17 protein-coding genes are annotated in these 21,682 nt (G+C 64.9%); 16 read left to right on the forward strand and 1 reads right to left on the reverse strand.

The features are described from left to right. Positions 1-196 precede the first annotated feature (196 nt). From ACTJK4_RS13470 to ACTJK4_RS13535, 14 genes are all read left to right on the forward strand, one after another. Positions 197-862, forward strand: a complete 666-nt coding sequence (locus tag ACTJK4_RS13470; RefSeq protein WP_232039124.1) for a haloacid dehalogenase type II — start codon at positions 197-199, stop codon at positions 860-862. A 33-nt stretch (positions 863-895) separates the two neighbouring features. After that, positions 896-2,185 (forward strand): NAD(P)/FAD-dependent oxidoreductase, encoded by a 1,290-nt coding sequence (locus ACTJK4_RS13475; RefSeq protein ID WP_440818127.1) that lies wholly within the window; start codon positions 896-898, stop codon positions 2,183-2,185. A gap of 82 nt (positions 2,186-2,267) precedes the next feature. Next, positions 2,268-3,887, forward strand: coding sequence for an ABC transporter substrate-binding protein (locus ACTJK4_RS13480; protein WP_440818128.1), 1,620 nt, complete (start codon positions 2,268-2,270; stop codon positions 3,885-3,887). Between the two features lie 45 nt (positions 3,888-3,932). Then, positions 3,933-4,889 (forward strand): ABC transporter permease, encoded by a 957-nt coding sequence (locus ACTJK4_RS13485; RefSeq protein WP_316871698.1) that lies wholly within the window; start codon positions 3,933-3,935, stop codon positions 4,887-4,889. 28 nt (positions 4,890-4,917) lie between these two features. Continuing rightward, positions 4,918-5,832 (forward strand): ABC transporter permease, encoded by a 915-nt coding sequence (locus ACTJK4_RS13490; protein WP_232040239.1) that lies wholly within the window; start codon positions 4,918-4,920, stop codon positions 5,830-5,832. A 2-nt stretch (positions 5,833-5,834) separates the two neighbouring features. Beyond that, the gene (locus ACTJK4_RS13495) at positions 5,835-7,472 is read left to right on the forward strand and encodes an ABC transporter ATP-binding protein (protein ID WP_440818129.1); all 1,638 of its coding nucleotides are present in this window, start codon (positions 5,835-5,837) and stop codon (positions 7,470-7,472) included. A gap of 20 nt (positions 7,473-7,492) precedes the next feature. Beyond that, entirely contained in the window at positions 7,493-8,581 is a 1,089-nt protein-coding gene (locus ACTJK4_RS13500) for a tartrate dehydrogenase (RefSeq protein WP_440818130.1), read from the forward strand. Positions 8,582-8,608: 27 nt separating this feature from the next. Then, positions 8,609-10,078 carry an NAD-dependent succinate-semialdehyde dehydrogenase gene (locus tag ACTJK4_RS13505; protein ID WP_440818131.1) on the forward strand — a complete coding sequence of 490 codons (1,470 nt, stop codon included), beginning with the start codon at positions 8,609-8,611 and terminating at the stop codon, positions 10,076-10,078. Between the two features lie 70 nt (positions 10,079-10,148). Next, on the forward strand, positions 10,149-10,544 hold the full coding sequence (locus ACTJK4_RS13510) for a winged helix-turn-helix transcriptional regulator (RefSeq protein WP_414562614.1): 396 nt from the start codon (positions 10,149-10,151) through the stop codon (positions 10,542-10,544). A gap of 64 nt (positions 10,545-10,608) precedes the next feature. Beyond that, positions 10,609-11,136 carry a hypothetical protein gene (locus ACTJK4_RS13515; protein WP_232039132.1) on the forward strand — a complete coding sequence of 176 codons (528 nt, stop codon included), beginning with the start codon at positions 10,609-10,611 and terminating at the stop codon, positions 11,134-11,136. 113 nt (positions 11,137-11,249) lie between these two features. Continuing rightward, entirely contained in the window at positions 11,250-12,596 is a 1,347-nt protein-coding gene (locus tag ACTJK4_RS13520; RefSeq protein WP_440818132.1) for a TolC family protein, read from the forward strand. Continuing rightward, positions 12,593-13,813, forward strand: coding sequence for an efflux RND transporter periplasmic adaptor subunit (locus tag ACTJK4_RS13525; RefSeq protein WP_440818133.1), 1,221 nt, complete (start codon positions 12,593-12,595; stop codon positions 13,811-13,813). Before ACTJK4_RS13520 ends, ACTJK4_RS13525 begins: the two co-directional genes overlap by 4 nt. Then, on the forward strand, positions 13,810-16,959 hold the full coding sequence (locus ACTJK4_RS13530) for an efflux RND transporter permease subunit (protein ID WP_440818134.1): 3,150 nt from the start codon (positions 13,810-13,812) through the stop codon (positions 16,957-16,959). Before ACTJK4_RS13525 ends, ACTJK4_RS13530 begins: the two co-directional genes overlap by 4 nt. Continuing rightward, entirely contained in the window at positions 16,956-17,279 is a 324-nt protein-coding gene (locus ACTJK4_RS13535; RefSeq protein ID WP_182557788.1) for a P-II family nitrogen regulator, read from the forward strand. The genes ACTJK4_RS13530 and ACTJK4_RS13535 overlap by 4 nt, the downstream gene beginning before the upstream one ends. A 116-nt stretch (positions 17,280-17,395) precedes the next feature. Here ACTJK4_RS13535 and ACTJK4_RS13540 read toward each other — a convergent pair whose 3' ends face one another. Then, positions 17,396-19,636: a M1 family metallopeptidase gene (locus tag ACTJK4_RS13540; protein ID WP_232039135.1), complete on the reverse strand. Its 2,241-nt coding sequence runs from the start codon at positions 19,634-19,636 to the stop codon at positions 17,396-17,398. A gap of 295 nt (positions 19,637-19,931) precedes the next feature. On the opposite strand from ACTJK4_RS13540, the gene ACTJK4_RS13545 reads away from it, so the two are divergent. Beyond that, positions 19,932-20,222, forward strand: coding sequence for a hypothetical protein (locus ACTJK4_RS13545; protein WP_440818135.1), 291 nt, complete (start codon positions 19,932-19,934; stop codon positions 20,220-20,222). Continuing rightward, positions 20,203-21,675: a diguanylate cyclase domain-containing protein gene (locus ACTJK4_RS13550; protein ID WP_440818136.1), complete on the forward strand. Its 1,473-nt coding sequence runs from the start codon at positions 20,203-20,205 to the stop codon at positions 21,673-21,675. The genes ACTJK4_RS13545 and ACTJK4_RS13550 overlap by 20 nt, the downstream gene beginning before the upstream one ends. Positions 21,676-21,682: the final 7 nt, after the last annotated feature.

Genomic DNA, 21,682 nt, shown 5'->3' on the forward strand with positions numbered 1-21,682 from the left:
GGCGGTGCGTGCGGCACGCCAGCGGTGCAGACCGCATGGCATGCCGCGAGTGCCATCCGAAACAGCAGCTTTCTCACGTGAGACCGCGCATTTCCCTACAACCGTTACGAGTCTGCGTGCTTCAATGATTTCGTCATAACCGTGCTGCAAAGACTGCATAACAGCAGCCACCTTCAGGACCTTAGGACCTCAAACCATGACCTTCCGCCCCAAGTACATCACCTTTGACTGCTATGGCACGCTCACGCGCTTCCGCATGGGCGAGATGACGCGCGAGCTGTTTGCCGATCGCATTCCGGCCGAGCAGATGGAGCAGTTCATCGCCGACTTCACTGCCTACCGCTTCGACGAGGTGCTGGGCGACTGGAAACCGTACGAGGTCGTGCTGAAAAACGCGGTGCGCCGCCTGTGCAAGAAATGGAAGATCCAGTACTTCGACACCGATGGCCAGGCTTACTACGATGCCGTGCCGACGTGGGACCCGCATGCCGACGTGCCGGCAGGTCTGGCCAAGGTCGCCAAGGAAATCCCGCTGGTGATCCTGTCCAACGCCGATGACTCGCAGATCCAGAAGAATGTGGCGATGCTCGGTGCGCCGTTCCACCGCGTGTACACGGCGCAGCAGGCTCAGGCCTACAAGCCGCGCCTGAAGGCGTTCGAATACATGTTCGATTCATTGGGCTGCAATCCGGAAGACGTGCTGCACGTGTCGTCCAGCCTGCGCTACGACCTGATGTCGGCCGATGACCTCGGCATCGTCAACAAGGTGTTCGTCAACCGCGGTCACGGCCCCGGCAATCCGGCGTACCGTTACACCGAGATCCAGGACATCGGCGGCCTGCCCGGTGTTGTTGGCCTCTAAGCTGCGTCTCGATCGCCACCCCACATGACCTCCATGAAACTCGACTCCTACTGGAACGACTCGGTGCCCGCGCTGGCGCTGGACGCGCACGATCTGCCGGCGCAGGCAGACGTGGTGATTGTCGGCGGTGGTTTCACGGGGTTGTCGGCCGCGCTGGCGCTGGCCCGGCGTGGCGCCAGCGTGGTCGTGCTGGAAGCGGGCGAGAGGGTGGCGCCCGAGGCGTCGGGGCGGAACGGCGGCCACGTGAACAACGGCCTGGCAGTGGATTACGCCGACCTGGCCGCCAAGGTGGGCGTGGACCGCGCCCGCGCCTGGTATCACGCCTACGACGCCGCCGTGGATACGGTGGAGCGCATCGTGCGCGAGGAGGGCATCGCCTGCGACTTCCAGCGCAACGGCAAGCTCAAGCTCGCCACCAAGCTGTATCAGATGGACGCCCTGCAACGCAGTGCGGACCGGCTGATCGCGGATGGTGTGGATCGGGATGTCGAGATACTCGATGCTGCTCGCGTGCGTGCTGAAATCCAGAGCGAGCGCTTTCATGGCGGCCTGCTCTACAAGCGCAGCGGGCAGATGCACATGGGCCGCTTTGCGCAGGGCCTGGCCATGGCGGGACAGCGTCAGGGTGCTCAAGTTCATACGCGCACGTGCGTGCAACGCGTCGAGCGTGTGCAAGGGCAGGTGCATCGTGTCCACACCACGCGCGGCACGGTGCTGGCCAAACAGGTGCTGCTGGCGACGGGCGCGTCGCGCCACGGCGGTTACGGCACGTTCGGCTGGCTGCGTCGGCGCATCGTCCCGATTGGCAGCTTTATCGTCACCACCGAACCGCTGGGTGCGGAGCGCGCGCACGCGTTGCTGGCAGCGCGCCGCACGTATGTGACGGTGGCGAATATTCATCACTACTTCCGGCTGACGCCAGATCACCGGTTGGTGTTTGGTGGCCGCGCACGCTTTGCGGTGTCGAGCCCGCAGCAGGATGCGATGAGCGGCGAGGTGCTCCGCGCCGGCCTGACGGAAACCTTCCCGCAGTTGCGCGATGTGCGCCTCGATTACTGCTGGGGCGGCCTTGTCGACATGACGCAAGATCGCCTGCCGCATGCGGGTGAACGTGACGGCCTGTTCTACTCCATGGGCTACAGCGGGCATGGCACGCAGATGTCCGTGCACATGGGCGAGCGCATGGCCGAAGTCATGGCCGGCGACGCTGCTGCCAACCCGTGGCGAGATCGCGCGTGGAGCGCCATTCCCGGTCACTTTGGCCCGCCGTGGTTTTTGCCCGCGGTCGGCATGTACTACCAGCTCAAAGACCGGTTTGCCTGAGCGGTGCCGCAAACGCAGTCTTCCGCAGTATCCAACGATCGCAACGCATTCCAATCAGACCAGATCCATCAGGAGCCCCACCATGAGCGACAGCCATAACGAGTTCGAGAACCTTGTCGGTCCCGCCGAAAGCCAGCGGGTGATGGCGTCGCTCAAGCGCGGTGCCTCGCGACGCGACGTGTTGAAGATGCTGATGGCCGGTGGCATGCAGGCCACGCTCGCCGGCAGCCTGGCGGGCACGGCCGTCAGCGCGTATGCGCAGACGCCGCGCCGTGGTGGACGCATCCGCGTGGCGGCGGCCACCGCAGCAGCGACCGACACGCTCGACCCGGCCAAGCAGTCGAACCAGAACGACTACGTGCGCTGCAACATGGTCTACAACGGCCTGTTCGTGCTGGACGGCAGCCTCACGCCGCGCCCTGCGCTGGCCGAGTCGTACCACACGGCCGATGCCAAGACCTGGGTGCTGACGCTGCGCAAGGGTGTGACCTTCCACGATGGCAAGGCCCTGTCCCCGGCAGACGTGGTGTATTCCGTCATGCGCCACAAGGATCCGGCCACTGCCTCGAAGGCCAAGGTGCTGGCCGACCAGATCGAGAGCGTCAAGGCGACCGGGCCGAACGAGGTGATGGTGGTGCTGACCGCTCCGAACGCCGACTTGCCCGTGATCCTCGGCACCTTCCACTTCCATATCGTCAAGGACGGCACCACCGATTTCAGCGGCGGCATCGGCACCGGCCCGTACAAGATCAAGGAGTTCAAGCCTGGCGTGCGTACCGTCGTCGTGCGCAACGACGGGTACTGGAAACCGGGCAAGCCGTATCTGGACGAGATCGAGTTCGTCGGCATCGGCGATGAAAGCGCGCGCGTCAACGCGCTGCTCTCGGGCGGGATGGACCTGGTGGCGTCCGTCAACCCGCGTGCCGTGGCACGCGTCAAGAGCACGCCAGGCTACGCCATCTTCACGACGCAATCGGGCCAGTACTCTGACCTGATCATGCGCAAGGATATGGGCCCGGGCGCGAACCCCGATTTCGTGATGGCGATGAAGTACCTGTTCGACCGCGAACAGATGAAGAAGACCATCGCGCTGGATTACGCGGTGCTCGGCAACGACCAGCCGATCGACCCGACCAACCGCTTCTATTTCAAGGAGCTGCCGCAGCGCGCGTTCGATATCGACAAGGCGAAATTCCACCTGCAGAAGTCTGGCGTGACCGGCAAGATTCCCGTTGTGGCCTCGCCGGCGGCGCAGTATTCGGTGGAGATTGCACTGGTGCTGCAGCAGACCGCGCAGCGCATCGGCCTGGACCTCGACGTCAAGCGCATGCCGGCCGACGGTTACTGGTCCAACCACTGGCTGAGCAGCCCGGTCGGTTTTGGCAACGTCAATCCACGCCCGAGCGCCGACACGATCCTCACGCAGTTCTTCAAGTCCGACGCGGCCTGGAATGAATCGCGCTGGAAAAGCCCGAAGTTCGACCAGTTGCTCGTCGCCGCCCGCGCCGAGACGGATGTCGCCAAGCGCAAGCAGATGTACGCCGACATGCAGACCATGATCCACGGGGAAGCGGGCATCGGCATTCCGCTGTTCCTGGCCAGCATCGATGGGCACACGACCAAGCTCAAGGGCCTGGCGCCGATCCCGCTGGGTGGACTGATGGGCTACTCGTTTGCCGAGAACGTCTGGCTTGAAGCCTGACGGTGCGATGGTGGCGTTCTTGCCGAAGGTGATGAAGGGGCTGTCATGAATCGAGTCATCCTTAAGCTGCTGGTGCGGCGCGTGGCGCTGGCGCTGCTGTCGTTGCTGGCGGTGTCGGTCATCGTGTTCTCGATCACCGCTGTGCTGCCCGGCGACGCCGCGCAAGAACAGTTGGGGCAGGACGCCACGCCCGAAGCCTTGGCCGCGCTGCGTGCGCAGATGGGCCTGAACGTGCCGGCGCCGCAGCGCTATGTGCACTGGCTGGCCGGCATTGCGCGCGGCGACCTCGGGCAATCGACCACCACGCAGATGCCCGTGGCCGAACTCGTGGCAAGCCGATTGCCAAACTCGCTGCTGCTGGCCGCGGTGACGGCGCTGTTCTCGGTGCCGATTGCGCTCAGCCTTGGTGTTGCTTCAGCCGTCTGGCGCGGCTCATGGTTCGACAGGGTGGCCTCCACGGCATCCGTGGCCGTGGTGTCGGTGCCGGAGTTTCTGGTGGCGACGCTGGCTGTGCTGGTGTTCGCCGTCAAGCTGCGCTGGCTGCCCGCGCTGTCGTACGTCAACGACATCGAATCGCTGGGCCACATGCTGAAGGCGTTTGCCATGCCGGTGCTCAGCCTGTGCTGCGTGATCGTTGCGCAGATGATGCGGATGAGCCGCGCCGCGGTCATCGACCAGCTCGAGGCGCCGTACATCGAAATGGTGCGTCTGAAGGGCGCCTCGCCGATGCGCGTGGTGCTTGCGCATGCGCTGCCCAATGCCGTGGGGCCGATCGCCAACGCGGTGGCGCTGTCGCTGTCGTACCTGCTGGGCGGCGTGATCATCATCGAGACGATCTTCAACTATCCCGGGATCGCCAAGTTGATGGTGGATGGCGTGTCGCAGCGTGACATGCCGCTCGTCCAGGCCTGCGCCATGATTTTCTGTGCGGGCTACCTGCTGCTCGTGACCACGGCCGATGTGCTGGGCATTGTCGCCAACCCGCGTCTGCGCCACCGTTGATGCTGATCCTATGAACAAGAGCCTGACGATGGAAACCACGCCAACTTCCCCTACGTTGCCGGCCGGCACGCCACCCGCGCCGCCCGCACCGCGCCACCCCATACGGCGCCTGCTGAGCAGCTTCGGTGTCACGGGCCTCATCGGCCTGGCCGTGCTGGTGTTCTGGGTGCTCGCGGCGCTGGTCGGCCCCGCGCTGCTGCCCGCACATCTGATTACCAGCGGCGACGGCAACGGTGACGTCTTCGGCCCCATGAGCGCGGCCCACTGGTTCGGCACCGATTACCTCGGCCGCGACATGTTCGTCCGCGTGGTGGAAGGCGCGCGCTACACCGTGGGCGTGGCCCTCGTGGCCACCGTGCTGGCCAGCGGCACGGGCACGGTGCTGGCGCTGTTTGCCGCTGCCATGGGTGGTCTGGTCGACGCCACGTTGAGCCGCGTGCTCGATACGCTCACGGCCATCCCGAGCAAGATGTTCGCGCTGCTCATGGTGGCGGGCTTCGGCTCTTCGGTGACGATGCTGGTGGTGACTGCCGCCATCATCTACGTGCCTGGCGCGTATCGCATTGCGCGCTCCCTGGCAGTCAACATCAACGCGCTCGACTACGTGACCGTGGCGCGCACACGCGGCGAGGGCACGCTGTACATCATGCTGCGCGAGATCCTGCCCAACATCCTCGGGCCCATGCTGGCCGATCTGGGGCTGCGCTTTGTGTACGTCGTGCTGCTGCTGGCGAGCCTCAGCTTCCTGGGTCTCGGCATTCAGCCACCGTCGGCCGACTGGGGTTCGCTGGTGCGCGAGAACATCGGCGCGCTGCCGGATGCGGGCGCTTCGGTCATCGTGCCGGCGCTGGCCATTGCGAGCCTGACCATCGCCGTCAACATCGTCATTGACAACCTGCCGGGCCGAGGTCGTTCTCGGGCCCGCGAACGCGGAGGGCGTTGAACATGGGTGCGTCCGTCGTCGTAGAAAGCCTGCGCATTACCGCAGGCGAACAGACCCTCGTAGACAACCTCAGCTTTGCCATCCAGCCCGGCGAAGTGCTGGCACTGATCGGCGAGTCGGGTTCGGGCAAGACCACCACCGCACTGGCGTTGATGGGCTATGCGCGCCGCGGCTGTGAGATCGCATCGGGCAGCATCCGCATTGGCGATATCGACGTGCTGCACCTGCCGCCCGCAGATCAACGCGCGCTGCGCGGGCGCACCGTGGCCTACATCGCGCAGAGCGCAGCGGCGTCGTTCAACCCGTCGCGCACGATCCTGGATCAGGTGGTGGAGCCTGCGCGCATTCACCGTACGATGTCGCGGGCAGAAGCTGAGGCCAAAGCCGTGGAGTTGTTCCGCGAACTGGCACTGCCCAATCCCGAAACCATTGGCGAGCGGTATCCGCATCAGGTGTCGGGCGGGCAGTTGCAACGGCTCATGGCTGCCATGGCGCTGATCATCGATCCGGATCTGGTGATCCTGGACGAACCGACCACCGCGCTGGACGTGACCACGCAGATCGAAGTGCTCCGTGCGTTCCGCCGCGTGGTGCGCGAGCGCCGCGCTACCGCCGTCTACGTGAGCCATGACCTGGCCGTGGTGGCGCAGATGGCCGATCACATCCTGGTGCTGCGCGGCGGCCTGATGCAGGAGATCAACCCGACCGCGCACATTCTCGCCACGCCCGATCACGACTACACCAGGAGCCTGCTGGCGGCGGCACGGCCAACCGCGCGCCCAGCGGAGCACTGCCTGGGCGAGGGCGAATTGCTACTCGATGTGCAGGGGTTGGGCGCCGGCTACGGGGCGGTGGATGCCAAGGGCCAGCCCGCCACGCGCATCCTCGATGACATCAACTTCAAGCTCTATCGCGGGCAGGCCATCGGCGTGATCGGTGAATCCGGCTCGGGCAAGACCACGCTGGCCCGCGCCATTGCGGGGTTGATTGCGCCGTGCGAGGGCAGCATGACGTTCCACGGCAAGGCGCTCGAACCACTGCTTGCAAAGCGTTCGCCCGACGCGCTGCGCCGCATCCAGATCGTCTTCCAGATGGCCGACACGGCGCTCAACCCGTCGCACACCATCGAGCGCATTCTGGCCCGGCCCCTGCAGTTCTATAAGGGGTTGAAGGGCGAAGCATTGCAGCGGCGGATTCGCGAGCTGCTCGATCTGGTGCGCTTGCCGCACAGTGTGGCTCAACGCTTGCCGGGCGGGCTCTCGGGCGGACAGAAGCAGCGCGTGAACCTGGCGCGTGCCCTGGCTGCCGAGCCTGACCTGATCCTCTGCGACGAGGTGACTTCCGCGCTCGACACCGTGGTCGGCGCCGCCGTGCTCAACCTCATGGCCGACCTGCGGCGCGATCTGGGCGTGTCGTACCTCTTCATCAGCCACGATCTGCACACGGTGCGCGCGGTGTGCGACGAGATCGTCGTCATGCAGCACGGCCGCAAGCTCACGCAGGTGGCGCGTGCCGATTTCGATCGCGGCCCGCACCATCCGTACTACGAACAACTTGCCAACTCGGTGCCCGAACTGCGCCAGGGCTGGCTTGATGAGCGGGACCGCACGATAGCCCCTGCCGCGGCGGTCTCCATCTAACAGAGAAAAAAAGGAACGACATGATTCCAGCATTCCGCATCGCGATCATTCCCGGAGACGGCATCGGCCGCGAGGTCATGCCCGAAGGTCTGCGCGTCATCCAGGCGGCGGCCGAGCGCTTTGGCTTTGAGCTTGAGTGTCACACCATCGATTGGGCCAGCTGCGACTACTACCAGCAGCACGGCACGATGATGCCCGACGACTGGAAGGCGCAACTGAAAGGCATGGACGCGATTTTCTTTGGCGCCGTTGGCTGGCCGGCGACCGTGCCCGATCACGTCTCGCTGTGGGGCTCGCTGCTCAAGTTCCGCCGCGAGTTCGACCAGTACATCAACCTGCGCCCCGTGCGCCTGTTTGAAGGCGTGCCGTGCCCGCTCGCCAATCGTAAGCCCGGCGACATTGATTACTACGTCGTGCGCGAGAACACCGAAGGCGAATACACGTCGCTCGGTGGCATCATGTACGAAGGCACCGACCGTGAGATCGTGATCCAGGAATCGGTCTACTCGCGACGTGGTGCGGAACGCCTGCTGAAGTTCGCGTTCGACCTTGCACAAAGCCGCCCGCGCAAGCACGTGACGCTTGCCACCAAGAGCAATGGCATCGCCATCAGCATGCCGTGGTGGGACAAGCGCGCCGAGGAAGTCGCGCAACACTATCCCGACGTCACGCTCGACAAGCAGCACATCGACATCCTGACCGCACGCTTCGTGCTGCAGCCGGGCCGCTTCGACGTGGTGGCCGCCACCAACCTGTTCGGCGACATCCTGTCCGATCTCGGCCCCGCGACGACCGGCACGATCGGCCTGGCGCCTTCGGCCAACCTGAACCCCGATCGCACGTTCCCGTCGCTGTTCGAGCCGGTGCACGGCTCGGCGCCGGACATCTACGGCAAGAACATCGCCAACCCGATTGCGATGATCTGGTCGGGCGCGTTGATGCTGGATTTCCTGACGCAAGGGCAAGGCGCGGGGCGTGCGGCGCACGACGCCATCGTCGCGGCCATCGAAGCCGTGTTGAAGGGCGGCCCGCGCACGCCAGACCTGGGCGGCACCGCCAACACCACGCAGGTGGGCGAGGCGATTGCCGCGCACGTTGCGGGTGCCTGATTTTCATTTGCTGTGGACCAGAACACCATGTCTCTCTCGCTCGAACGCGCGGACTTGATCCGCAGCGGCAACTACATTTCCGGCGAATGGCTGAGCGCAACCGGGCCGCTGCTGGACGTGACAAATCCTGCGGCTGGCGACCTCATCACACGTGTGCCCGACTCCGGCGCGGATGAGGCACGCGCTGCCCTTGACGCCGCGCATGCCGCCTTCCCGGCGTGGCGCAAGGTGCCCGCCAAGCAGCGCGCGCAGATCATCAAACGCTGGAACGATCTCGTGCTGGCGCATCAGGATGATCTCGGCAAGCTGATCTCGCTGGAGCAGGGCAAGCCGCTCGCCGAAGGCAAGGGCGAGGTGGCCTACGCCGCGAGCTACATCGAATGGTTTGGCGAACAAGCCACGCGCATGAACGGCGAGGTCATACCCGCGCCCGTGCCGGGCCGGCGCATGTTTGCACTCAAGGAGCCGGTGGGCGTGGTGGCGGCCATCACGCCGTGGAACTTCCCGGCGGCGATGATCGCGCGCAAGATCGCCCCGGCGCTCGCGGTGGGCTGCACCGTCGTCTGTAAGCCCGCGGAAGACACGCCGCTGACATCCCTCGCGCTCGTGCGTCTGGCGCAGGAAGCCGGCGTGCCGCCGGGCGTGCTGAATATCGTCACGGCCTCGCGGGGGCGGACGCCAGAGGTTGTGGACGTTTGGCTGGACGATGCCCGTGTGCGCAAGATCACCTTCACGGGCTCGACGCCGGTCGGCAAGCATCTGGCGCGCCGCAGCGCCGACACGCTCAAGAAGCTCTCGCTCGAACTCGGCGGCAATGCGCCCTTTATCGTGTTCGAAGATGCTGACATCGATGCCGCCGTGGATGGCTTCATGGCAGCCAAATTTCGCAACGGCGGGCAGACCTGTGTGTGCCCGAACCGCGTGTTCGTGCACGACGCGGTGCACAATGCATTTGCCGCCAAGTTGGCCGCACGCGTGGCTGCACTCAAGGTCGGACCCGCCAGCGACCCCGCTTCGCAGATCGGCCCGATGATCAACGCACGCGCGGTCGAGAAGATTGACCGGCACGTGCAGGACGCCATCGCCAAGGGCGCCAAGGTGTTGACTGGCGGTGCGCGCCTGACCCAGCTCGGCGCCAATTACTACGCACCCACGGTGCTGATCAACGCCGATGCCACCATGGCCTGCGCGTGCGAAGAAACTTTCGGCCCCGTCGCGCCGCTCACGCGTTTCACCACCGAAGAGGACGTGATTGCCGCCGCCAACGACACGCCGTTTGGCTTGGCCGCTTACTTCTACAGCCAGGACGTGCGTCGCATCTGGCGCGTGGCCGAAGCGCTGGAGACCGGCATTGTCGGCATCAATGAGGGCGCGCTGGCTGCCGAGGCCGCGCCGTTTGGCGGCGTGAAGGAATCCGGCTACGGCCGGGAAGGCTCCGTCCACGGGTTGGACGACTACCTTCACACCAAGTACGTCTGCCAGGGCCAGCTCGACTGACGGGGCGCGTTGCAGGGTGGCACGATTGACGGTACGGTCACGCGTATCCCAATCGTGTTCCGGAGGCCCCATGGCCGACAACATGGCTTCTTCTTCAACGCAGGAAAACCCGTCTGAAGGCACCGCCGGCGCCTGTCCGTCTACGCGCGCACTCGAACTGGTAGCCGGCAAATGGGCGCTGCGCATTTTCCCGGCGCTGGAAAACGGCCCCGTGCGCAACAACGAACTCCTGCGCCGCGTGGGCGACGGCATCTCCCAAAAAATGCTGACGCAAACGCTGCGCGAGCTGGAAGCCAACGGCCTCATCCTGCGCACCATCTACGACAGCGTCCCGCCGCACGTCGAATATCGTCTCAGCCCGCTCGGTGAATCGCTCAACCGGACGCTCGTCGGCCTGGACGACTGGGTGCGCGCGCATTGGCCCGAAATGGAACGGATCCGGAAAACGCAGGTCGATTCCGATTGACATCCGCGCGATCTGCCCGACGTTGTGTGCGGATGCAGCATTTTTCCGATAGTATTCGGGGCCCATGTTTGTGACGACTCTCTCCTCCGCCTTGCCGACGTTGTCTCGCGCCACCGCGCGGGGCGTGCTGTCGCGCGTGCGCGGCGTACGTTGGATCGTCACGATCTGGTGCCTGTTGTTTACGGTGTCGGTGTTCTCGGCCACGCACTTCCCAGATGGCCAGGCGGCGGACGACGCGCTGGAAGCCATCGAAGCCGTGGTCGACGACGTGCCGGGCGATGCGCTGCAGGCAGCCAAGCCCGGCAAGGGTTTCGAGCGCGCCATCAAGGTTGCGCTCGGCAAGGCGGTCAAGCAGCCCGGCCAGTGTTTCAGCGTTGAGCATTGGGTGGCGCATGCGTCCGATGCGCCGGACATGCCAACGAGCAGCGCCGCCGCCCCCGATCACCCCAGCGACGCGCCGGAACTCTGGCTGCCGCCGCCTCCCATGGCGTTGATGCCCGGCTTGCGTGTCGCGCGCGTCCGCGTCTCTCTTCCTCCGTTCCAGGCTGGCCCCACGCCGGCCCCCATGCTGCGTCCTCCCGCACGCGTCTGACTTCCGGCATGCGCCGGAAACCATCCCCTTGAGTTGCTAGTGCTGCGCCAACTGGTCTGTTGACCGGCTGCGCGCTCGCGCTTGCCTGTTCTTCTTTTTCAGGATGATTTCGGATGTTGTCCAATCAGGATGCGGCCACTCCGCGCCCCGCAGCCGGTGCGCGCGCGTCGCGACGTGCTGTTCTTTTCGCTGTGCTGGCCGCAATGGCCGTCCACGCCAATGCCGCGCCGCCAGTGCCTTCACCGCGTGGTGCCCAGACCGCCACTGCCCGCGCTGACGAGGCCCTTCCGCAGCCGCGCTACACCTTGCAGCAGTTGCTGGAGTTGGCCCGCGCCAACCACCCGGCGCTCGCCGCTTCGCAGGCGCAGGTGCAGGCCGCGCAGGCGGGCATTGCCACCGCGCGCGCCTGGCCCAACCCCGAGGTGGAAGCCATGGCCGGCCGCCAGCGTGCCCGCATGCCGGGTGCGGCGGAAGGCCGCACCAATAGCGTGTCGATCACGCAAAAGCTCGACTTGCCGTGGCAGCGCGCCGCCCGTACACAAGCCGCCGATGCTGCGTACGAAGGATCGCAGGCGACTGCCCGGTCGCAGGCGCGCGACGTGGAAGCCGATTTGAAGCTGCGTTTCTACGACGTGGTACGCCGCGAGGCCGAGCAGCGCAACGCGCGCGAAGACGTGACGCTGGTCGAGCAGATCCGCCGTGGCGTGGCCGTGCGTGTGGAAACCGGCGAGGCCCCGCGCTATGAACTCATCCGTGGCGACGCGGAGCTGCTCAACGCGCAGCGCAATGAACAGGCCGCCGCACTGCGCGTGCAACAGGCGCTGGCGGAACTGCGCCGCGCCGTGGGCGCCGATCTGCCGCTGACGTTCGATGTCGATGCCGGTGCGGAGACCCCTCCGGTGGCGCATCTGCCGCCTCTGGCGGATCTCGTCAGCACGGTCCTTGCCACGCATCCGGAGCTGGAGGCCGACCGCGCCGCCCTGCGCGAGGCCGAAGCGCGTCTCGCGCACGAGCGCAGCCAACGCTGGCCGTCGCTCGCGCTGCGCGGATCGGTCGATCGCCAGCCCGATCTGCAGGACAGCCGCGTGGGCCTGGTGATGTCGATTCCGCTGTTCGACCGACGTGAAGGCCCGGTGGGCGAAGCGGTGGCTGCCCGCGAACGCGCTCGCGCCCTGTTGCGCGACCGCGAGTTGCGTGTGCGGCAGGCGGTGGAATCCGCCTATCGCCAATACGAGATTGCAGAGTCGCAAGTCAGCGCGCTCGAATCCGGCGTCATCAAGCAGGCCGAATCGGCGCTGCGCGTGGCCGAAGCCGCATACCGCCACGGCGAGCGCGGGATTCTCGACTACCTCGATGCCCAGCGCGTCTTCCGCCAGGCACGCAATGACCTGATTGCTGCACGCGCAGACCTGCGCACCGCCGCCGTTGAACTTGACCGCTTGCGGCCGGAGGCCCAATGACACGCCCGAGCCATCGCGTTGCCTCCCGAACTCACGAATCCAGCCAGACCATGACCGCACCTTCTTCTCTTTCTTCTTCGATCCGGCTGGCCGGCGTTGCCCTGGCGGCGATGCTGTTGCTTGGCGCCTGCGGCAAAGACGCCGGCAACGATGCGAAGGCCGCACAACAGGCCGTCGATCCCAACCTCGTCGTTGCGCAGCCCACGCTGGTGCAGCGCCTGAAGGTGGCGCCGGTGGGCAAGCAGCCGATTGCCGAGCGCTTGCGCGTGCCGGGGCAGATCGCGTTTGACGAACAGCGCGTGGCGCGTATCGGTGCCACCGTCACGGGTCGTGTGACGGAGCTGGTCGCCACGCCGGGGCAGAGCGTCAAGGCGGGCGACATCCTCGCGCAACTGCACAGCACCGAGCTTGGCGCCGCGCAGCTCGCCTACCAGAAGGCTGCTGCGCAGCGTGATTTGCAGGCGCGTGCGCTGGAACGCGCCAAGCTGCTGCTGGCCGCCGACGTGATCGGCTCGGCCGAACTCCAGAAGCGCCAGAGCGAACTCTCAATGGCCGATGCCGAAGTGCGCGCGGCCGTCGACCAACTGCGCGTGATGGGCGTGTCGCCTGGCACCCTGGCGAAGATGCGCACGGGCGGCATGTCGTCGATCTCGCCCGTGGTGGCGAGCATCAGCGGCACGGTGGTGGAGCGCAAGGTAACGCGCGGCCAGGTGGTGCAGCCGGCCGACGAGCTGTTCACCGTGGCCGATCTGTCGCGCGTGTGGGTGGTGGGCGAAGTGCCCGAAAACGCCGCTGCCGGCGTGCGCGCCGGCCAGGCCGTGGAGATCGACACCGGCGCGGGCGACCGCATTGTCGGCAAGCTGATCTGGGTGTCGGACATTGTCGACCCGCAAACGCGGACGGTCACGGTGCGCACAGAGGTGGACAACGCAGAGCGCACGCTCAAGCCGTCGATGCTGGCCACGCTGCTCATCCAGTCGCGGCCGGAGGAGCGTGTGGTGGTGCCGACGTCCGCCGTGGTGCGTGAGGACAACCGCGACTACGTATTCGTGCGCGCCAGCGAGACGAATTACCAGCTCACGCCGGTCAAGCTGGGCGATGAGTCAAACGGTGTGCGCCCGGTCATCTCCGGCGTGCAGGCCGGGCAGCCGATCGTTGTTGAAGGCGGCTTCCATCTGAACAATGAGCGCAAGCGCGCCGAGATGGAGGGCGCATGATCGACGCATTGATTCGCGGCGCGCTCAAGCAACGGCTCGTGGTGGCGGTGATCGCCGCCGTGCTGCTGTTCTTCGGGTTTGATGCCGCCCGCAAGCTCTCGCTTGACGCGTTTCCGGATGTGACCAACGTGCAGGTGCAGATCGCTACGGAGGCGCCGGGGCGCTCGCCGGAAGAGGTCGAGCGCTTTGTGACCGTGCCGGTGGAGATGGCGATGACCGGCCTGCCGGCGCTCACCGAGATGCGCTCGCTCAACAAGCCGGGCCTGTCGCTCATTACGCTCGTCTTTACCGACGAGACCGATGTGTACTTCGCGCGCCAGCTTGTGATGGAGCGGTTGATCGAGGTGCAGTCGCGCATGCCAGCGGGCGTGACGCCGGTGCTGGGCCCCGTTTCCACAGGCCTGGGCGAGGTGTATCAGTACACGCTCGACAAGCCGGATGACGGCGACAAGGAGCTTTCGGTGGAGGAACTCACCCAGCGTCGCATTGCGCAGGACTGGGTGGTGCGTCCGCTGCTGCGCTCCATTCCGGGCGTAGCCGAGATCAACTCGCAGGGCGGTTACGAGAAGCAGTACCAGGTGCTCGTCAACCCGGAGCGCCTGCGCCACCACAACGTGACGGTCAAGCAGGTGTTCGAGGCGCTGGCCGCCAACAACGCCAACTCCGGCGGCGGTGTGCTGCCGCACTTTGCGGAGCAATACCTGATTCGCGGCGTGGGTTTGGTGCGCGACACCAACGACATTGGCGCCATCGTGCTCAAGGAGGTCAACGGTACGCCGCTCACGATCCGCGACGTGGCTGAGGTGAAGATCGGCACGGCGGTGCGCGCGGGGGCGGTGGTCAAGAACGGCGTGACGGAATCCGTTGGCGGTGTGGTGATGATGATGCGCGGCGGCAATGCCAAGGAAGTCGTCGCCCGCATCCAGGATCGCGTCAAGGCCATCAACAACGACGGCATGCTGCCCGATGGCCTGAAGATCGTGCCGTATTACGAGCGTTCGGAGCTGGTCGATTCAGCCCTGCAGACCGTCATCAAGGTGCTGGCTGAAGGCGTGGTGCTGGTGGTGATCGTGCTGCTGCTGTTCCTGGGTGACATACGTTCATCGCTCATCGTGGTCGGCACGCTGATCCTCACGCCGCTGCTGACGTTCATGGCGATGAACAAGCTCGGCATCTCGGCCAATTTGATGTCACTGGGCGGGTTGGCCATCGCCATCGGCTTGATGGTCGATGGCTCTGTGGTGGTGGTGGAAAACGCCTTTGCGCACCTCGCCAAGCCGCGTGATCCGAAAGAGAGCCGCGCCCGCATCATCCTGCATGCGGTGACGGAAGTGGCGACGCCCGTGATCTTTGGCGTGGGCATCATCATCCTAGTATTCCTGCCGCTGATGACGCTGGAGGGCATGGAAGGCAAGATGTTTGCGCCGCTGGCCTTCACGATTGCGATTGCGCTGTTTTTCTCGCTGGTGCTGTCGCTCACCCTCACGCCGGTGCTGTCGTCGTATCTGCTCAAGCCCAAGGCGCATAAGCACGTTGAGGGTGAGCACAGCGACGACCCACATGCCGAGCACGACGCGCACGACACGTGGCTGATCCGCAAGATGAAGAAGCCGTATCTGCGCTTGCTGGAGCTGAGCCTGAATAACGGCCGCAAGACCGTCGTCGTGGCTGTGGCCGTGTTCCTGGCCACGGGAGCGCTGATGCCGTTCCTGGGCACGGCGTTCATTCCCGAGATGAAGGAAGGCTCGGTGGTGCCAGGCATCAACCGCGCGCCGAACATCTCGCTGGAAGAGTCGATCCGCATGGAGATGGAAGCCATGCGCCTGGTGATGCAGGTGCCGGGCGTGAAGTCGGCCGTCTCTGGCGTGGGCCGAGGTGAGTCTCCAGCCGATCCGCAGGGCCAGAACGAGTCGACGCCGATCGTCTCCCTCAAGCCGCGCGACGAATGGCCCAAGGGCTGGAATCAGGACGACATTGCCGAAGCGATGCGCAAGGCGCTGCAGGTGCTGCCCGGCGTGCAGATCGTCATGGCGCAGCCGATTTCCGACCGCGTGGACGAGATGGTGACCGGCGTACGTTCCGACGTGGCCATCAAGGTGTTCGGCGATGACCTGAACACGCTGCGCGAGAAGGCCGAGGCGATCGCCAAGGTGGCGCAGGGCATCCAGGGTGCGCAGGACATGCGCGTGGAGCGGATCACCGGTCAGCAGTATCTGCAGATCGCGATCGACCGACAGGCCATCGCGCGCCATGGCTTGAATGCGGCCGATGTGCACAACGTGATCGAAACCGCCATCGGCGGCAAGGAGGCCACGGAGATCTTCGAAGGCGAGCGTCGCTTCAGCGCGGTGGTGCGCCTGCCGGACGCATATCGCGGCAGCGTGGAGGCCATCCGCAACCTGATCGTGGCCGCACCCAACGGCGCGCAAGTGCCGATGGAAAGCATCGCCCGCATCGATGTGACCGACGGCCCTGCGCAGATCAGCCGCGAGCTGGGCAAGCGCCGCGTGGTAGTGGGCGTGAACGTGCGCGACCGCGACTTGGGCGGCTTCGTGGCGGAGTTGCAGGCGGCGGTTGCGCAGAAGGTCAAGTTGCCCGAGGGCTACTACCTGGAATGGGGCGGCCAGTTCCAGAACATGGAACGCGCCATGGGCCACCTGAAGGTGATCGTGCCGATTACGGTGGCCGCCATCTTCTTCCTGCTGTTCCTGCTCTTCAACTCGGTGCGCTACGCCACGCTGATCATTCTGGTGCTGCCGTTCGCCTCGGTGGGCGGGATCATCGGCCTGTTTGTCACGGGTGAGTACCTGTCTGTGCCGGCATCGGTGGGTTTTGTGGCGCTATGGGGCATCGCGGTGCTCAACGGCGTGGTGCTGGTCAGCACGATCCGCAGTCTGCGCGAGCAGGGCATGTCGGTGGAGGAATCGGTGCGGCTGGGCTCGCGCATGCGTTTCCGGCCCGTGATGATGACGGCCACGGTGGCCATGCTGGGCTTGATCCCGTTCCTGTTTGCCACGGGGCCGGGTTCAGAGGTGCAACGGCCGCTGGCCATCGTGGTGATCGGCGGTCTGTTGACCTGCACGCTGCTCACGCTGGTGATGCTGCCCACGCTGTACAAATGGTTTGATGAGGAGTCGAAGGCATGAAGGAAATCCGCATCGTAGTGCGCCCGCAACTGCTGGAGCGCATGCATGAAGCGCTGCGCAGTTGCCCGGGGTTTCCCGGTATGACGGTGGCCGAAGTGAATGCCTATCCGCCAACGGCTTCGCAGGCTGGCGCGCATTCCATCAAGGAAGACCTGACGGAGTTTGTGCCGCGCGTACGCATCGAGATCGTGGCCTCCGATGCGTTGGCCAGCGTGCTGTTCGAAAGCGCCGTCAAGGTGCTGGAGCACGGCCAGACCGGCGACAGCGCCATCTGGATGACTGACGTGATTCAGGCCACCTTCCTGCATCGCACGGGTTGAAGATCGTGTGATGCGTGCATGAAAAACGGCGGACCATGTCCGCCGAAAATCAGGAGCCAACGTTGCAGCGGGCTGCTTCCCAAGACACACGGGAAGCGGCCCGCTTGCTTTGGTGCTTACCGCTTGATGTCGGTCAGATGCTTCATGAGACCTTCGTAGCGGAACTTGTGGATCGGGCGATCCATGTTCTGCATCTGTTGCAGCTGCACCGCTTGCGGACGCAGCGAGCCCGTCGGCGTCACAGCCTGTGCACGCAGCGTTGCGACGGCCGGCTGCATGTTCTGGATGCCGACGATCTGGTCATACAGCGCCTTGTCGATGATCTGCGCGTTGTACAGCTGCGTTGCATCGCCGGCGATGTTGGTCGTCGTCGCCTTGTTGGTGATGGTGCCGGCCTGCGCCAGCAGCGCACTCCACAGCGTCGGGCTGTAGTTGGTCACGTAGTAGTCCAGGCCGGTGGGGTTCGCCAGCACGGCCGAGCAGGTGGGCAGCGTGACCTGTGCGGTCTGCTGATCCAGCACCACCGTCTGCGTCTGCGCCAGCCCATCGCCGTAGGCGATCGTGAGCGGAATATTCCACTGATAGCCGGAATAGACGTTCTTGTTCGGGAACGCCTTCTGCGTGATCGTCAGTACGTTCTGGTTGGTGGCCGGGTTGCACTGCGCGTCAATGCTGACGAGCGGCACGCCCGTCTGGCGCACAAAGCTGTCGCCCACCTTGCCGACAGGCTTGCCGCTGGCGGCTTCAAGCTCGGCCCACAGGCGCGGCGGTGTGCCGTTGCCGAACTTGTACTTGTTCAGGTAGCTCTGCAGCCCCTTGCGCATGGCGTCCTTGCCGACGTAGTTCTCGATCATCTGCAGGACATGGCCGCCCTTGTTGTAGGCAAAGCGGTCGAGGAAGTCCATCGAGCCGGCATCACTCAAGTTGTGCTGCACCGGCACCGAGGTCGGCTGCAGGTCGAGCGTGTAGACGCGCTGCTTGACGGCCGCATAGTCGGCCCACGTGTTGCCCTGGAACTCCGGGTGCAGTGCGATCTTGGTGACGTTCTCGAACCAGTTGGCAAAGGATTCGTTCAACCAGATGTCGTCCCACCAGTCCAGCGTGACGAGGTCGCCAAACCATTGGTGCGCCAGTTCATGCGACACAACAACGAACGAGCGTGCCTTGCCCATCGAGTGGACGGTCGTCGGCGCGCCATCGGGCGGCACCAGCACCTGGTCGGCAAATTCGAAGATGGCGCCCCAGTTCTCCATCCCGCCAAAGCCGGCATTCTTGTTGTCGTAGCTGTCGTTGGCGACGATGGTGTCCATCTTGTCGAACGGCAGCGGGATCTGGAAGTAGTTGTAATAGTGGTTCAGCGCTTCCTTCGTGAACTGCATGCCGGCCACCGCCGAGTGCGCCTCGCCAGGCGGCACCCACCAGCGCAGGCGCATGCTGCTGCCATCGAGCGGGTTGGTGAACTGGTCTTCCAGGATGTCGAACTTGCCGCCGCCGAAGAACAGCAGGTACGCCGGCATCGACGGCGTCTTGGCAAACGACACCTGCTGATAGCCATCCGGCAGCTTGGTGGCACCCGTCTGCCTGCCGTTGGCCACGGCCTTCCAGTCGCCCGGAATTTCCGCCGTCACCTCGAAGGTGTTGCGGAAGGCCGGCTCATCCCAGCTCGGGAACCACTCGCGCGCGAAGTTCGATTCGCCCTGCGTGACGATGGCGTCGGAACTCTCACCCGTTGCCGCCTGCAGGCCCAGCTTGAAGATGCCCTCGGCCTTGGTGAAGTTGATCGTGCCCGTCCATTCCATGTGCAGCACGTAGTTGCCGGGCTTGATGTCTCCAGTCGGGTCGCGCAGGTCGTAGAAGGCCCCTTGCGATTGCGGAATCGGCACCAGCACGCGCGATGCACCGCCGCCCGAGGTGGGCGTGAGCGTCAGGCGTGAGGCGTCGAGCTTCAGGTCACGCACGGCCAGCGTCACCGCGCCGGTCTGCTTGGTGACCTTGATCTCCACGTCGGCGCGGCCCGAGAAGCTGTTCAGGTCTGCGCTCGGGCGGAACCACAGTTTGTAGTTGACGGGCTTGATGTAGTCCGGCAGTTCAACCGGGGGCACCGATGCGTCGACGGCCGGCGCCTGCGCATTGGTGTTGCCGGTATTGGTATTGCCCTGCTGCTGCGAGCCGTTTGCGTCCAGCTTGCCGCCGGACGGGGTCAGCGCGTCATCTCCGCCGCCGCCGCATGCGGCCAGAATCAGCGCGGCCGCAGCCTGGGCCACGAGTGCCAGCTTGAACGAGCGACGTGTCCGGGCGCTGTGCGCGCGTCCGGTGCGTGTCGTGGCCGTACGACGGAAGGTTGTCGAATCCCGCATTGCATTTCTCCTGAGGTGGAAACGAATCGGCGGCCCAGGGCTCAAAAGAAAAGTGGGGGGCAGGCCGCAGAATCGGGACAAGGAATTACCCGCTTCTTGCGCGGTGCAAATCACAGCCCGCGCACGGGATGCACGGATTCTGGAGGAAACGGCCTGCGAATCGAGACGAAGTTTTTTAAATCACGTGCAAGAGAATGCGCTGGGGGCTTTGCAGTTTTCGGTATGCCTATCTGCAAAGCTGCGGCGGCTTTCCGGGGTGAAGGGCGACTTCTGCAAAGCGCGTTGAAAAAATGAAATGCGCTTCGCGATTCATGAAAATATCTTAAAAATGGAAACGGATATTTTTACAACGCCAGATAAAGCAAAACTAAATACGGAGTGGGATTCGAAAATCGCGCTGGGGAACTTTCCACGTATTCGGCAAGGTATTGCGCTGCAGCAGTTGATCAGGGTCGTCTGCCTGGGGGTAATCCTTCCGGATGAGGCCGGCGCTGTGCGCGGTGTTACACAAAACCGGTACGCTCGCAAGGTTCGCAAAGTGTTTTCTGTCTTCCGTAGAGCGATTCATGCAATCCGCGTCCGATAGCGTCAGCAGCCCGGCGGCTGTGGGTGTCAACCTGATCGACTTCTTCGATGTCACGCCCACGTCATTGTGGCTGGAGGACTACAGCGATCTGCACCGCCTCTTCGCCCAATGGCGCGCCGCCGGCGTGACCGATCTGCAGCGCTTTCTGGAAGAAGACGTCTCACGCGTGGCGGCGTGTTCGGCCTGCATCAAGGTGCTGCGCGTGAACCGGCGCACGTTGTCCATGTACGCCGCCCCGGATGCCGAAACCCTGACTGCACGCCTGGCAGACATCCTGCGCGACGACATGCTCGAGGCCCACGTGGGCGAACTCGTGCAGCTTTGGTCGGGCGAGTCGTCGTTCGAGAGCCGCAGCGTCAACTACACGCTCGACGGCCGCCGTCTGGACATCCTGCTCAAGGGCGTGGTCTTGCCCGACCACGAGCAACCGTGGGACCGCGTGCTGGTGGCCGTGGACGACATCACCGAACTCGAAGACGCCCGCCGCCGCGTCGCGGCCAGCCAGCTCTACGCGCGCGGCGTGTTCGAGCACGCGCCTGTGTCGCTGTGGGTGGAAAACTTCAGCACCATCAAGATGCTGCTGGACGAAGTGCGCATGCAGGGCATCACCGATTTCCGCACCTTTACCGACGTGCACCCTGAGTTTGTCGAGCGCTGCATGCAGGAGATCCAGGTGCTCGACGTCAACGGCTTTACGCTGGAGATGTTCAAGGCCCGCAACCGTAACGACTTGCTGGGCCGCTTGCCGGAAGTCTTTCGCGACGACATGCGCTCGCACTTTCGCGAGCAGTTGATCGACCTGTGGGACGGCAGGCTGTTCCAGCAGCGCGAGGTCATCAACTATGGGCTCGATGGCAACCCGCTGAACATCCACCTGCAGTTCTCCGTCTTCCCCGGTCGCGAGAGGGATTGGGACATGGTGCTGCTGGCGCTGACCGACATCACGGCGCGCAAGAAGGCCGAGTCGTACCTCGAATATCTGGGCAAGCACGACGTGCTGACCAAGCTGAAGAACCGCTCGTTCTACGTGGACGAGATCAACCGGCTGGAGCGCAAGGGCCCGTTCCCGGTCACGGTCATCATGATCGACCTGAACGACTTGAAGAGCGTGAACGACCAGCTCGGCCACGCCGCAGGCGACGCGCTGCTAAGGCGCGCCGGCGAGGTGCTCGGCAAGGCCATCGACAAACCCGCACACGCCGCGCGCATTGGCGGCGATGAGTTTGCCGTGCTGCTGCCCGGCGCCGACGCACAGGCCGGTGCGGCACTGGTGGAAAGCTTGCGCAAGCTGGTGGAACTCAACAACCAGTTCTATCCGGGCGCGGTGCTCGGCTTTTCCATGGGGTGCGCCACCTGCCACGAAGGCGGGCGCCTGGAAGAAACGCTGCGCGAAGCCGATGTGGCCATGTACGAAGACAAGCGGGTGCAGCACGAAGGCAGACGCCCGGCATAACCGCGGC

The organism is Ralstonia sp. 22111 (assembly GCF_052045895.1).
GTDB lineage: Bacteria > Pseudomonadota > Gammaproteobacteria > Burkholderiales > Burkholderiaceae > Ralstonia > Ralstonia wenshanensis.